This window comes from Luteibacter sp. HAY1-4A, from assembly GCF_056755355.1.
Genome location: NZ_JBNDHZ010000004.1, coordinates 18,299 through 31,663 on the forward strand (window position 1 = coordinate 18,299; position 13,365 = coordinate 31,663).

Annotated in this window: 11 protein-coding genes; 8 read left to right on the forward strand and 3 right to left on the reverse strand. The window is 64.3% G+C overall.

Annotated features, from left to right (window positions below; all coding sequences use genetic code 11):
* The first annotated feature begins 4 nt into the window (after window positions 1-4).
* Both ACPYOD_RS01975 and ACPYOD_RS01980 read left to right on the forward strand, forming a co-directional pair.
* The gene (locus ACPYOD_RS01975; RefSeq protein WP_481300045.1) at window positions 5-469 is read left to right on the forward strand and encodes a (2Fe-2S)-binding protein; all 465 of its coding nucleotides are present in this window, start codon (window positions 5-7) and stop codon (window positions 467-469) included.
* Window positions 466-2,634 carry a xanthine dehydrogenase family protein molybdopterin-binding subunit gene (locus ACPYOD_RS01980; protein WP_481300046.1) on the forward strand — a complete coding sequence of 723 codons (2,169 nt, stop codon included), beginning with the start codon at window positions 466-468 and terminating at the stop codon, window positions 2,632-2,634. The genes ACPYOD_RS01975 and ACPYOD_RS01980 overlap by 4 nt, the downstream gene beginning before the upstream one ends.
* A 3-nt stretch (window positions 2,635-2,637) precedes the next feature.
* Here the strand turns inward: ACPYOD_RS01980 and ACPYOD_RS01985 are convergent, their stop codons facing one another.
* Window positions 2,638-3,621 carry a LysR family transcriptional regulator gene (locus ACPYOD_RS01985; protein ID WP_481300047.1) on the reverse strand — a complete coding sequence of 328 codons (984 nt, stop codon included), beginning with the start codon at window positions 3,619-3,621 and terminating at the stop codon, window positions 2,638-2,640.
* 166 nt (window positions 3,622-3,787) lie between these two features.
* On the opposite strand from ACPYOD_RS01985, the gene ACPYOD_RS01990 reads away from it, so the two are divergent.
* The 3 genes from ACPYOD_RS01990 to ACPYOD_RS02000 all read left to right on the forward strand — a co-directional run bounded on the left by ACPYOD_RS01990 (window position 3,788) and on the right by ACPYOD_RS02000 (window position 9,166).
* Entirely contained in the window at window positions 3,788-4,654 is an 867-nt protein-coding gene (locus tag ACPYOD_RS01990; RefSeq protein WP_481300048.1) for a class II fructose-bisphosphate aldolase, read from the forward strand.
* Window positions 4,655-5,060: 406 nt separating this feature from the next.
* Window positions 5,061-7,937, forward strand: a complete 2,877-nt coding sequence (locus tag ACPYOD_RS01995) for a TonB-dependent receptor (protein WP_481300049.1) — start codon at window positions 5,061-5,063, stop codon at window positions 7,935-7,937.
* A gap of 26 nt (window positions 7,938-7,963) precedes the next feature.
* Window positions 7,964-9,166, forward strand: coding sequence for a glycoside hydrolase family 27 protein (locus ACPYOD_RS02000; protein WP_481300050.1), 1,203 nt, complete (start codon window positions 7,964-7,966; stop codon window positions 9,164-9,166).
* 92 nt (window positions 9,167-9,258) lie between these two features.
* On the opposite strand, the gene ACPYOD_RS02005 is transcribed toward ACPYOD_RS02000, so the two are convergent.
* The gene (locus ACPYOD_RS02005; RefSeq protein ID WP_481300051.1) at window positions 9,259-10,044 is read right to left on the reverse strand and encodes a CPBP family intramembrane glutamic endopeptidase; all 786 of its coding nucleotides are present in this window, start codon (window positions 10,042-10,044) and stop codon (window positions 9,259-9,261) included.
* Window positions 10,045-10,076: 32 nt separating this feature from the next.
* The gene (locus tag ACPYOD_RS02010; protein ID WP_481300052.1) at window positions 10,077-11,129 is read right to left on the reverse strand and encodes an alpha/beta hydrolase; all 1,053 of its coding nucleotides are present in this window, start codon (window positions 11,127-11,129) and stop codon (window positions 10,077-10,079) included.
* Between the two features lie 123 nt (window positions 11,130-11,252).
* On the opposite strand from ACPYOD_RS02010, the gene ACPYOD_RS02015 reads away from it, so the two are divergent.
* The 3 genes from ACPYOD_RS02015 to ACPYOD_RS02025 all read left to right on the forward strand — a co-directional run bounded on the left by ACPYOD_RS02015 (window position 11,253) and on the right by ACPYOD_RS02025 (window position 13,361).
* Window positions 11,253-11,921: an MOSC domain-containing protein gene (locus ACPYOD_RS02015; RefSeq protein WP_481300053.1), complete on the forward strand. Its 669-nt coding sequence runs from the start codon at window positions 11,253-11,255 to the stop codon at window positions 11,919-11,921.
* Between the two features lie 175 nt (window positions 11,922-12,096).
* Window positions 12,097-12,780, forward strand: a complete 684-nt coding sequence (gntA, locus tag ACPYOD_RS02020) for a guanitoxin biosynthesis heme-dependent pre-guanitoxin N-hydroxylase GntA (protein WP_481300054.1) — start codon at window positions 12,097-12,099, stop codon at window positions 12,778-12,780.
* Window positions 12,777-13,361, forward strand: a complete 585-nt coding sequence (locus tag ACPYOD_RS02025) for a DUF1989 domain-containing protein (protein ID WP_481300055.1) — start codon at window positions 12,777-12,779, stop codon at window positions 13,359-13,361. Before gntA ends, ACPYOD_RS02025 begins: the two co-directional genes overlap by 4 nt.
* Window positions 13,362-13,365: the final 4 nt, after the last annotated feature.

Genomic DNA, 13,365 nt, shown 5'->3' on the forward strand with positions numbered 1-13,365 from the left:
TCTCATGTCCTTCTCCCTTACCGTCAACGGCACGAGCCACGAGGTCGATGTCGACGACGACATCCCCCTGTTGTGGGTGCTGCGCGACGTGCTCGGTCTCACCGGTACCAAGTTCGGTTGCGGTGTGGCGTTGTGCGGCGCATGCACCGTGCAACTGGACGGTGCGCCGGTGCGCTCATGCGTGCTTCCCGTGCGCGCAGCCAGCGGCCGATCCATCACCACCATCGAGGCCATCGGCGAGACGCCGCAGGGACGCGCCGTGCAAACGGCATGGCTGGAACTCGACGTGATCCAGTGCGGCTACTGCCAGTCGGGCCAGATCATGTCCGCCGCCTCGCTCCTTGCACAGAAACCAAAGCCCACCGATGCCGACATAGACGCGGCGATGTCCGGGAATGTCTGCCGTTGCGGTACCTACAAGCGGATCCGGGCGGCCATCCATCGCGCCGCGGAAGGACAGTCGACATGAGCGCCACCAACCTGGACAGCCCGCGCCGCCGCGATTTCCTGCGCACCGGGGCCGCCGTGGGCGGTGGCCTCCTGCTCAGCCTGGTCTTGCCATCTGCCGTCCGTACGTCCTGGGCGGAACCGGCAGCCCAGGAGTTCGCGCCCAACGCGTTCATTCGCATCGACCGCGACGGCCTCGTGACCCTGGTGATGCCGATGGTCGAGATGGGGCAAGGAACCTATACGTCGCTGCCCATGCTGCTTGCCGAGGAACTGGAGGTTGGTCTCGACCAGGTGCGGCTGGAGCATGCGCCCGCCAACGATGCCCTGTATGGCAACGCCATCCTCCATGTGCAGTCGACCGGTCTTTCGTCGTCCGTGCGTGCCTTCTGGACGCCGTTACGCCAGGCAGGCGCCACCGCACGCATGCTGCTGATTGCCGCCGCGGCGAAGCAGTGGCACGTCGATCCCGCCAGTTGCACGGCACGCCACGGCGTGGTGTCGGACGCTGCCGGTACGCGCCACTTGTCCTATGGCGCCCTGGCGGAAGCGGCAGCCCGCCTCCCGGTGCCCAAGCCGGACAGCGTGGTCCTGAAAGACCCCAAGGACTTCACGCTGATCGGCACGCCGGCTCGCAGGTTGGACACCAGCGGAAAGGTGAACGGCCAGGCCAGATTCGGGATCGACGCCGCGGTTCCCGGAATGAAGGTCGCCACCTTGGCGCAGTCGCCCGTCTTCGGTGGCAAGGTGAAGTCCGTGGATGAAAAGGCCGCATTGGCGGTCAAGGGCGTGCACCAGGTCGTGCGTCTCGACGACGTCGTCGCCGTCGTGGCCGACCATATGGGCGCGGCAAGGAAGGGACTGGCCGCCGCGGCCGTGCAATGGGACGAAGGCGTCCATGCCACGGTAGGGCAAGACGACATCGTGAAGCAGCTGGTCGATGCCTCGGTGAAGCCGGGCGTCGTCGCGCGCAACGATGGCGACGCCCAGAAAGCCCTGGCGAGCGCCGCACAGCGGCTCGATGCCATCTACGAGGTGCCCTTCCTCGCCCACGCGGCCATGGAGCCGATGAACTGCACCGTCCATGTGCGCAAGGACGGGTGCGACCTCTGGGTCGGCACGCAGGCACCCACGCTGACCCAGGGACTGGTCGCCCAGGTCACCGGACTGCCGCCCGCATCGGTGCAGATCCACAACCATTACATCGGGGGCGGGTTCGGCCGGCGTCTCGAAGCGGACGGAAGCGTGCTCGCCGCGCGGATCGCGCAGCATGTCGACGGCCCCGTGAAGATCGTCTGGAGCCGCGAGGAAGACATCCAGCACGACATGTACCGGCCCCACTACTACGACCGCCTTTCCGCAGGCCTCGGTGCCGACAGGAAGCCGGTCGCGTGGACCCATCGCATCGCCGGCTCGTCGATCATCGCCCGCTACCTGCCGTTTCTCTACAAGAACGGCTACGACTTCGACGCGGTGGAGGGTGCGGCCGAACCGCCCTACGCGATTCCCAACATCCACGTGGACTATGTTCGCGTGGAACCGCCGGGCATTCCCACGGCCTTCTGGCGTGGCGTCGGCGTGACGCACAACGTGTTCGTGGTCGAGTCTTTCCTCGATGAACTCGCGCACGCGGCGAAGCAGGATCCGGTGGCGTATCGCAAGGCGTTGCTGGGCAAGAACCCGCGGGCACTGGGTGTGCTGACCCTGGCGGCCGAGAAGGCCGGATGGGGCTCGCCGCTGCCGAAAGGCCGGGGGCGAGGCATCTCGCTGCAGTTCGGCTTCGGCAGTTACCTCGCGCAGGTTGCGGAAGTGGATGTCGCCGCCGACGGGACCGTGCGCGTCCACCGCCTCGTCTGTGCCATCGACTGTGGCCTGGTGGTGAATCCGGATACCGTCGCGGCGCAGATGGAGGGCGGCTCGCTGTTCGGCCTTACCGCCGCGCTGTACGGCGCCATCACGTTGCGTGGCGGCCGCGTGGAACAGAGCAATTTCCACGACTACCGTCCGATGCGCATGAACGAAACACCGCTCATCGAAACCCATATCGTGAAGAACGCCGAGGCGCCCGGCGGCATCGGCGAAGCCGCTACCGCCATCGTCGCGCCCGCCGTGACGAACGCGATCTTCTCGGCGACCGGCAAGCGTGTCCGCAAGCTGCCCATACAGGCGGCCCTGGCCGCCTCATAGCGATCAGGCCGTGGCGTCCCGCAGGTAGCCGGTTGCGCGCCGCAGTACCGCATGCAGCCATTCGTGCGAGTCGTCCCCCGTCAGGCGGTCATGCCATAGCGAGGTGACGTCGAAGCGCTTCGTGGCATAGGGCAGCTCGTGCACGCCGATCGCATGAGTCTGCGCGAGCACCGTCGCCAACGGCCGCGGAACGATGGCCGCAAGGTGTGCGTCTTCGTGGAGAAGGGAAGGGATCGCCAGGAAGTGGGGCAGGGAGACGGCGATGCGCGGCGCCCTGGCGCATTCCGTGCGGGCGCGTTCCAAGGAGAGCCTGTCGTACATCTCTGACCGCCGCGCCAGGCCGCGCTCGGAGATGTAACCGTCCACGGCGCCATCCTGGTCGCCCCCCAACGAAACGACCACGAGCGAATACGCCGCAAGATCCTGCATGGTCACGGTGCCGCGCGGGGGCGGCACTCGGGTGATCAGCACGTCGTCGTAGTCGAACAGAAAGTTCGAATGAAACCTCGGGGCCGCCGTGGAGAAGGTGCCGATCGCGATGTCGATCCTGCCAAGGTCGAGTTGTTCGGCGAGGTCGATACGGGTGGACGGCCGAATGACGATATCGACGTGGGGCGCCTCGACGGCCAGGATCTTCAGCAGGTGCGGCATCACCACGGTCGTCATGAAGTCGCTGGCGGCGATCGTGAATACCTTGCTCGACGTGGCGGGATCGAACTTCTGCAGGCCTATGGTGGATTCGAGCGAGGCCAGGGCCTGCCGCACCGCATCGGCGAGGGCCAACGCTCGCGCCGTGGGCTGCATGCCCGTGACCGTGCGGACGAAAAGTTCGTCGTCCAGCGTTTCGCGCAGCCGCTTCAGGGAATGGCTGACCGCGGACTGGCTGAGGAACAGTTTCTGGCTGGCGCGCAACACGCTGCGTTCCTGCATCACGGCATCGAAGACGCGAAGCAGGTTGAGGTCGAAGTTGCTGAATGTACCCGTCATGCCGCGAACCCGGCTCGTTTCACATGTTGCATCGGATGCATGTGGCCCCTGAAACAGTTTCACTTCCATGCGGCCCGAGGAATGCCGAAGATACGACGATGGTAGTCGATTCCTCCGGACGAAACCTTGTCCATAACGCGCGTGTCGTCGCAGCAGCGGAGTTACCATGCTTGACCTGAAACTCACCCTCGAGCGCGCGGAAGAACGCGGTGTCGCCGTTGCGCACTTCAATGTGTCCGACTTGGCGGTCCTGAAGGCGGTTGCGTCGTCCGCCCGTGAGTTGTGCTTTCCCGTCATCGTGGGCGTGTCCGAAGGCGAGCGGGAATTCGTCGGGGTCCGGCAGATTGCCGCATTGATCCGCAGCATCAGGGAAGAATTCGACTTCCCGATCTTCCTGAACGCGGATCACACCCACTCGCTGGCGAAAGCGATCGAAGCCGCGAAGGCCGGTTTCGACGCCGTGGCCTTCGACGGTTCCGCCATGCCTTTGGAAGAAAATGCTGCCAAGACCCGTCAGGCCGTCGAGGAACTCAAGTCGATCAATCCGAAGATCCTGGTCGAAGGGGAGATCGGCGACATCGGTTCGGGATCGGAAATCCACGACAAGGCGCCCGATCTGTCGAAGAGCCTGACCACGCCCGAAGAGGCGGCGCAGTTCGTCGAGTCCACCGGCGTGGACATCCTGGCGCCCGCGGTGGGCACGCTGCACGGCATGTTCCGCCTGGCGCCGGGGCAAGCCCCTCCGCACCTGGACATCGACCGCATCGGCAAGATCAAGTCCCGCACCGGGGTGTTCCTGACCCTGCACGGCGGGTCGGGTACCGCCGACGATGAGTTCACCCAGGCCATCGCGGCCGGCATGAACATCGTCCACATCAACACCGAACTCCGCATCGCCTGGCGGCAAGGCCTCGAAAAAGGCTTGGCGGAGCGTCCGACCGATGTAGTGCCTTACCGGATACTGCCGTTCGCCGTGGATGCGGTGACTCGGGTGGCTTCCGCACGCATGCGCTTGTTCAACGGCAAGCATTGAGCCGGCCCGCGGCATGGTCCGCGGTTAGCAGACGGCTACCTTCATGACGGCTCGCCCGTGGCATATGTCGCGGGCGCGATGCCGTCTTTTCCGATATCCGGTTCGTCGGCAGCCCCGATGCCTGCCCGGCAGGGCGAAGCCTGTCAGGCCAATTGTTGGACAAATGAATCTAAAGTAAGCAGATCGGACTTGTCATGCTGCGCCGCAGCTTGTGGCCGCGAAGAAGCTGGGCAACGATGAATAAGTAGGACAAATTGCGGGAGCTGCAAAACCGCTCTGCCAATATTCGGGGTGACGGGGAACAACGAGGCTTTGTGGTGCCGTCGTGGGGATCGGCACCGGTGAGTTTCGTGCGGCAATCCGTGTGTGCTCACTGGGGTTTTCCATAAAGTCGGGGAGGGTAGCCGTGCAGCTGACGAAACTGGTTGTGGCAATGGGTGTCGCGTGGATGGTGGGTTACGGGGCACCGGGCCTCGCGCAGACAGCGCCGGATGCGTCTCCGGCGGGAACACAATCTACCCCGCCGCCGGCGAAGGCGGCCAAGCCCGCCAAACCGGGTACCGCCGAGGGCGAAGACAAGAAGGTAACCGAACTGGGCGCGGTGGCGGTCACCGGCCAGCTGGCGGCGCTTCAGCGCGCACAGGCCATCAAGCAGGACTCCGTTAACGTCGTCGATTCGATCTCGGCGGAAGAAACAGGCAAGTTCCCCGATCCCAACGTGGCCGACGCGCTCCAGCGCGTGCCGGGCGTGTCGGTGAACCGCAGTGGCGGCGAATCCAGCCAGATCGCCGTGCGCGGCTTCGGTCCCGAATTCGTGGCCGTCACCATCAACGGACGACCGATGGCCACCGCCTCCGGTTCCCGTGCCTTCAACTTCGACGTGCTTCCGTCGGAAATCATCAGCGTCGCCCAGGTCAACAAAACCTCGTCGGCCGACATTACCGAAGTCGACATCGGCGGCGTGGTGGACATCCAGACGGCGCGGCCGCTGGACTTCAGCGGCTACCACGGGGCGTGGAGCGCCGCGGGCGTCAACAGCAACCTCACCGGCGACTGGAAAGGCAAGACCACGCCCAAGGCCTCGGGCCTGTTCGGCTGGACGAACTCCGACCACACGTTCGGTTTCATGGGTTCGGCCTGGTATTACAAGCGCAAGGACACCCAGCTCAATACCCAGGCCAACTCGTGGTACGACGACCAGAACATCTCGCAGCTTTCCAACCTCAGCAATCCGAATTACACGAACGTCGCGGTGCCGGAAACCCTGGCGAGCAACGTGCTGGACGAGACGCGTGTCCGCAAGGGCGTCAGCGGCGCCATCGACTGGAAGCCGATCGACCGCCTGACGGTGCAGTTCGACACGTTGTATTCGAGCTACAAGGTCGACCCGTTCATCCACTATTTCGGCGAATACGGCAACACCGGCGACATCCAGTCGCTGACGACCGACCCGAACGGCACGGTGCTCAATTTCGTACGCAATGGTTCGGGTCCGAACGTCATGGCGAACGACTATGTGACGTCGTATACGCCCAGCTACGAGAAGAGCTACCAGAACGGCTTGAACCTCGGCTTCGACATCGACGAGTCCACCAAGCTGAGCCTTGACGTGTCCAGTTCCAAGGCCTGGAACAAGGAAAGCCCGAACGGCTACTTCCTGGTGGTGGGTGCGAAGAACTTCGGTACCAATCCCACATGGACCAACGGTGGCGACAGCCAGCCGCCGAGTTATTCGAATATCCTCTCGCCCACCGACACCAGTCTGCTCAAGGCGCACTGTTGCAATGCCGGTTCCGGCAACGACGTGACCAACAAGATCGACAACTACCAGATCAAGCTGGACAAGGCCTTCAATGACGGCGTGCTCTCGCGGTTGGTGGCCGGTGTGCAGTACACGAAGGAGTGGGTGAAGTCGGTCAGCTGGGGCACGCCGAACAGCATCCTCTGCAATGCCTACTGCGGTTACTCGGTCGATGTGCCGGCGGACGCCATCGGCGCGTACATCTACAAGGCGCCGCCGAAGATCCACGGCGTCTCGTCGCCGGGCCAGCCGTCGGAATTTATTCAGTACGATCCGCGCGCGTACCTGAGCTGGCTGGCGTCGCCCGCGGCATACAACCAGCTGACGCCCGAGAAGCGTGACGCGCTCCTCGCAGGCCTCGCGGCCAACGGGGGTACCTTTGACGCGATACCCAACCCGGGTAGCTACAACAATGTATCGGAGAAGGAAAAGTCCGCCTTCGCGAAAGCCGTATTCGAAGGCACGATGTGGGACATGCCCTGGGCCCTCGACGTGGGTGCGAGGTACCTGCATGTGGCCTCGACGTCCACGGCAGTCAACCAGCCGCCGATCGCGTACCGCATCGACCCGAACGACACGAGCAATGGCCAGGTCACCTATGGCCCGCTGGAGCCGCAGTCCGCCGATGGCGGTTACCACAAGTGGCTGCCGTCGCTGAACTTCAAGTGGAACCTGCTGGACAACCTGGTCTACCGGTTCTCGTGGTCCAAGACGCTGACGCCCCCGGCGCTCAGCAACCTGTACTACAACACGAGTTTCGGCACCCGCCCGAATTCGCTCACCATATCCCGGGGCAATCCGCAGCTTCAGCCGTACAGCTCGCGCAATTACGACATGGGCCTGGAGTGGTACATCGACGACGCCAGCTATGTCGCGTTGGAAGGGTTCTACAAGAAGGTGAGCAACTTCAGTACCTTGGTGAGCACCCCGGTGCCGTTCCTCACCAACGACAACACCGGGCAGCCGTTCATCTGGTCGCTCACCCAGCCGATCAACCTGAACTCGTCGAACATCTACGGCGCGGAAGCCACGGTGAACTACCAGTTCAAGAACCTGCTGCCGGATCCGTTCGACGGCCTGGGCGTGGCGTTGAACTACACACGAGTCAAGAGCAGCACGAACCTGAGCCCGGGTCTCATTGCGGCGTCGGGCAAGTTCGCCGTGCCGGGCATCGGCGATTCGGCCAACGCCAGCGTCTATTACGAGAAGGGCCCGGTGCAGGTGCGCGTGGCGTACAACTGGCGCGGCAAGTACCTGGAAAGCCTTTCGTACGGTGCGGGTGCCACGCCGGCCACGCGCAGCGACTACGGCCAGGTGGACCTTAGCGCGAGCTACGCGGTGGACAAGCACCTGTCGATCTTCGTGTCCGGTACCAACCTGACCCACGAGCACCTGTACGACTACTCCGTGTACCGCAACCGCTTCCTCTACGCCGAAGCGGACGGCACGGTGTACACCGTCGGCTTGCGGGGGACGTTCTGATGGGGGCGGCGATGCGAGGTCGAACGATGAGCGATACCCTGGCAAGCGTGCTGCGCGGCGCGGCGCTGTGTGGCGTCATGGCCGTGGCGGGTATCCTCGCCACGCCGGCGCAGGCGGACGAAACCTCGTCGGCCCTGCCGCAGATGGGTTTCAACAACTGGAACTCCACGCACTGCCGCGCGGAGTTCGACGAAGCGATGATCCGCGGCATTGCCGACAAGTTCATCAGCCTGGGGCTGCGCGATGCCGGTTACCAGTACGTGAACATCGACGACTGCTGGGCGAACTGGCAGCGTGACAAGGACGGCCGTCTCCAGCCGAACCCGAAGCGATTCCCGAGCGGCATCGCCGCGCTGGCCGACTATATCCACGAGAAGGGCCTGAAGTTCGGCCTGTACTCCAGCGCGGGCACATCCACGTGTGAGCCGTTGCAGGAGAACCGCGGTTTCCCCGGCGGCCTCGGCCACGAGAAGGAAGATGCGAAGACCTTCGCGTCCTGGCACGTGGATTACCTCAAGTACGACAACTGCAACAACCAGAAGGTGGACGCGCGCAAGCGCTACACCGCCATGGCCGAAGCGCTGCGCAACAGCGGCCGGCAGATCTTCTTCAGCATGTGCGAATGGGGCGAGAACAAGCCCTGGCTCTGGGCGGGCAAGCCGCCGGTAGACGCCGGCTCGTGGCGTACCACCGGCGACATCAGCGACAACTACGCCTCGATGCTGAAGATCTTCAAGGAGAACGTGGTCCTCGACCAGTACGCCCGCCTGGGCCACTGGAACGATCCGGACATGCTGGAGGTCGGTAACGGCGGCATGACGGACGTGGAGTACCGCAGCCACTTCAGCCTGTGGTCGATCATGGCGGCGCCGTTGCTCATTGGCACCGACCTGCGCACGATCAAGCCCGAGGCGCTGAAGATCCTGCTGAACAAGGACGTGATCGCCATCGACCAGGATCCGCTGGGCGTGCAGGGCAAGCAGGTGCGCGATGCCGACGGCATCCATGTCATCGTGAAGCCGCTCAAGGACGGCGGTCGCGCCGTGGCGGTCTTCAACGAAGGCGACAAGGCGAAAGCCGTGACCGTGGCCGCTACCGAGATCGGCCTGAAAGCCGGCGGCAGCTACACCATGCGCGACCTGTGGGCACACACCGATGCGAAGGGCGATGGTTCGATCAAGACCACGCTGGAACCGCATGCCACGGTGATGTACCGCATCAGCCAGTGACGCGGAAGGTCGACCGGGCAAACCAGCCCGGTCGATCGCTTCCCATCAAGTACTGCCGCGATGGGCAGCGATGACGTAGCTGCGCTTCGCGGCTACGCGCGCTCCGAGCGCCGCCAAGCCACCCATGCAGCGGCGGCCACCAGAAGATTCAGCAGCATCATGCCCGCCCATATCGTGGGCTGTGATGCAGTCGAGGCATCGGCCTGGAACACGGGTTTCCATAGCGATCCCGCGCTCGTACGCAACCACGCGTCCTGACCCAGGTTGTTCGCGATGTGAAAGGCGGCGACGAACGGCAGGCTACGTGTGGCCAGCATGAGGCAGCCGTACATCACGCTCGACGATCCGACGACGAGCAGGCCGGCCAGCCAGGGCACGCCACCGGCGACGTGCACCCCGACGAAAATGACGGTGGGTACGAGCAGTGCCGTCACCGGACCGTAACGGCCGCGCAGGCGGTCCATGCCGTACGTGCGATACCCCACCTCCTCGGCGATACCCATGCCCACGCTGGCCAGGGTGCCGAAGACGAACGCCGTCCAGGCGAAGCCGTCGTTGACGGTCCAATGGAAGGGCACGACGAGGAATACCGGCAGCGACCAGGCCGCGGCAAGTGCGAGACCGGCGGCCAGGCCACCAAGGCCGAAGTGCCACGAGCCCCACCTAACGCCGTAGCGCGCCCACCCGAATCCGGCTCGCCGGAGGTACATCCAGGTGACCGCCACCACCAGACACATCACGAGCAGGCACTTCACGAACCAGGCGACGGACGGCCCCAGCCTCGCCGGCACGACAAGCGCGGCGATGAACGTCCCGCCGAACGCCATGAGGGCGACAAGCGCAAAGTATCCAGCGATGTGAAGCAGCGGTTTGGCCACTCGTCCCGTGCCCTCCTGCGTACCGACGCTGCTTACGACCGAACCAGCGGCAGGATCTTAGTCTTCAATACTCGAAGCTGCGCGTCCACCATCGGCGGATTCGGATCGTGCCCTACCTTGTCCAGCAGGATGTATTCCTTGGCGGGCGCCTTGATCCGGTCGTAGTAGCCCTTGGTTACCGACGGCATCGTGAGCAGGTCTTCCTTGCCTTGAATGATGAAGATCGGCATGGGAAAGCTGGTGCCCAGTGCGGGCAGGTCCACTTTGGACAGGAGGCCGTCGCCCTTCATGCCGACGAGCTGCACATACGAGTAGTCCTCGCCATCGGTATACGCCGCCTTATAGGCGTCGGTGGTGTATTGCGCGGGGAACTGCCACCAGGCATCCGGCGCCGGTAGGGTGGTCTTCGCTTCATAGCGGCGGAGGATGCGTCGCACGATGCCGAAGGCGCGGGGATTTTCCCAGGGCGGCGGGCCGAGGGTCTCGAGCGAAGCGATGGCGTCCTTGTCGCCCGCGGCGCGGGTCAGTTCGAGGATGCGCCCGTAGGTGGCCGTCTGGTTGTCGCGGTAAGCGACCATCTGCGAGGTGCCTTCATAGGCGGCGAACAACGCTGGCTTGCGCTTGAGCATGTTCACCGCCAACGCGGAGCCCCACGAGCCACCCACGAGGATGACCTGCCGCTTGCCGAGGCGGTGGGTGGCGTAGCTCGCCACTTCCACTCCATCGTCGGCCATGCGGGCCATCGTGAGCGGTGTATTCGCAGTATCAGGATTGCGTTCAAACGTCTTGCCGGCGCCGCGCTGGTCCCACTGAACCAGCGTGAAGTCCTTCTCCCAGGCTCCGTACAGGTTCTCGGCGAACGGCGTGGACGGGTTGCCCGGACCGCCATGCACGATCAGTACGACGGGATTGCTGCAGTCCTGTCCATGGATAACCACCCACTGGTCGATACCTCCGATGCGAACGAACCCTTCCTCGGCGATTTTCTGGCCCGGTTTGCAGGCCGCGGGCGTTTCCGCGGCCACGGCGCACAAGGGCGCCACCATCGCCGCGGCCAGACCGGCCGCGAGCATCCACTTCTTCATCGTTTCCCCTGAGCATTCCCCGTTGTGACACGGACAGTAGGGCTTGCGCCTGGGAAAAGCGAGGGTCCGGCGGCGCCATTCGCACATTCCCATGACGCGCCCTTTTGGCGGGATAATCGTCCGATGAATCCGTCATTCCCCATTGGCAACGTACTCGTCGGCGCCGTAGCCCTGCTGGGCGATTCCGGAAAGCCGAGCGCCATCCACAAGGTGCCCACGGAGCGTCCCGTCCGGGCGACGCGTACCGGGTTCGACATCGACCACCAGGCCGACCTGAAGAACCATGGCGGCCTTGAGAAGGCCATCCACCATTACCCGTTCGACCACTACGAAGGATGGCGTCGCGAGATCGGTCCGGTCCCGGTTCTCGAGCGGCCCGGCGCGTTCGGGGAGAACCTGTCGACCCAAGGGCTGACGGAACGGGACGTAGCCGTCGGCGACGTGTTTCGCCTTGGCTCGGCAACGCTCCAGGTAAGCCAGGGACGCCAGCCATGCTGGAAGCTCAACGCCCGCTTCGATGTCGAGGACATGGCGTCGCGTGTGCAGACGTCCGGCCGCTCGGGTTGGTATTACCGTGTTCTCGAGGAGGGCGACGTGTCGCCCGGCGATGTGCTGGAGCGCATCGACCGTACGACGCCGGAGTGGACCGTCGAGCGGGTGTGGCACGCGCTCTACGTCGAGCGCCACGATGCGGAAGCGCTCACGGTACTGGCTGGCCTGTCGACGCTGGCGGAAGGGTGGCGGCGGCTCGCCGGCCGGCGTGCCGAGGCGATCGCGTCGAAGGGGCCTTGATCGCCGGTGTAGGTAGCGTGACTGCAGCGAGAAGGTGCCTGATTCTCGTGGCTGTATCCAAGCTTCGATCTAACCTTTTCTGACTGAAGGTTTATGGAGGTCAATACGGCCTTCAACTTGCCTGCCAGGGCAGTTCACACACATAGCGTCACCGTCTCCTGCAAAGGAGATCGACATGAACAGCGATGAACGACATAAAGCCCTGCGTGAGTTCGACGAACACTTGTCCAGTCCCTCGTTCCCCTGTTTCGCGGGACAGACGGCGCAGCAGCGGGGCCATGTGACGCACCTGTTCGCCGGCGCCATGGGGTGTCCGGCCGACGATGCGAAGCTCGCGGCAGGCATCGCGGACTTTGCGAACCGGGAGAAGCCCGAGCATGTCTTCGCCAGCCTGGTGGTGCATTTCTCGGACTCGACGACGATGTCCGAGCAGCTTTTCGAGCGGCTGCTGTTCGCCCGGCTCCAGGGCATCCACGAGGCGGATGCACGGCATCATCCCTGGGATCCTTCGGTGAGCACCGATCCGGAAGACCCGGCTTTCAGCATGAGCGTGGGTGGAAAGGCGTTCTATGTAGTGGGCCTGCATCCGGGTGCATCCCGCCGAGCCCGCCGCCTTGCGCACCCCGCGCTGGTGTTCAACCTGCACGAGCAGTTCGAATTCCTGCGCCGCGAGGAACGCTATGCTCGCCTGAAGACCGCCATCGTCGAACGGGACATTGCCTTGAACGGTTCGGCCAACCCCATGCTCGCCGTGCACGGGTCCATTTCCGAGGCGCGGCAGTACAGCGGCAGGCATATCCAGGGCGAATGGCATTGCCCCTTCCACGCCGGCAACGCACGCAAGGACAAGGCAGCATGACCACCGCGACCATTCCCCCGCAGAGCGGCACGGCGTTCACGCTTCGGGCGGGACAGCGCCTTACGGTCATCGATCCCGAAGGACAGCAGGTCAGTGACCTCATCGCCTTCAACGCCATGGACACCGACGAGTGGCTGTCGAGCGGACGAACGCTCGACTACGCGAGCAAGTTCCTGCTCTCCACCGGCGACATCCTTTACTCCAACCGGAGTTCGCCGATGCTGACGATCGAGCGGGACGACGTGGGGCGGCACGACTTCCTGCTCGCTCCTTGCTCGAAGGAAATGTTCGCGAAGTTGTACGGGCACACCGAGCCCCATCGCGGCTGCTTCGGCAACCTCGCTGCCGCCCTCGAACCTTTCGGTATCGGGCCGGACCGCATACCGACGGCTTTCAATGTCTTCATGAACGTGCAGGTGGACGGCGCGAGCGGCAGGCTGTCGGTGGAACCACCGCTCAGCAAGGCTGGCGACAGTACGGTGTTCCGGGCGGAAATGGATCTGGTGGTGGCTCTTACGGCATGCTCGGCGGGCCAGTCCAACAACTTCCGTTTCAAGCCGATTCAGTACCGCGTGGAGTAGTGGC

Bases quoted from the DNA above. Each gene is read 5' to 3' on its own strand.
- ACPYOD_RS01980 (WP_481300046.1), top strand. From the start codon at position 466: ATGAGCGCCACCAACCTGGACAGCCCGCGCCGCCGCGATTTCCTGCGC.
- ACPYOD_RS02000 (WP_481300050.1), top strand. From the start codon at position 7,964: ATGAGCGATACCCTGGCAAGCGTGCTGCGCGGCGCGGCGCTGTGTGGC.
- ACPYOD_RS01975 (WP_481300045.1), top strand. From the start codon at position 5: ATGTCCTTCTCCCTTACCGTCAACGGCACGAGCCACGAGGTCGATGTC.
- ACPYOD_RS01985 (WP_481300047.1), bottom strand. From the start codon at position 3,621: ATGACGGGTACATTCAGCAACTTCGACCTCAACCTGCTTCGCGTCTTC.
- ACPYOD_RS02015 (WP_481300053.1), top strand. From the start codon at position 11,253: ATGAATCCGTCATTCCCCATTGGCAACGTACTCGTCGGCGCCGTAGCC.
- ACPYOD_RS01990 (WP_481300048.1), top strand. From the start codon at position 3,788: ATGCTTGACCTGAAACTCACCCTCGAGCGCGCGGAAGAACGCGGTGTC.
- gntA (WP_481300054.1), top strand. From the start codon at position 12,097: ATGAACAGCGATGAACGACATAAAGCCCTGCGTGAGTTCGACGAACAC.
- ACPYOD_RS02010 (WP_481300052.1), bottom strand. From the start codon at position 11,129: ATGAAGAAGTGGATGCTCGCGGCCGGTCTGGCCGCGGCGATGGTGGCG.
- ACPYOD_RS02025 (WP_481300055.1), top strand. From the start codon at position 12,777: ATGACCACCGCGACCATTCCCCCGCAGAGCGGCACGGCGTTCACGCTT.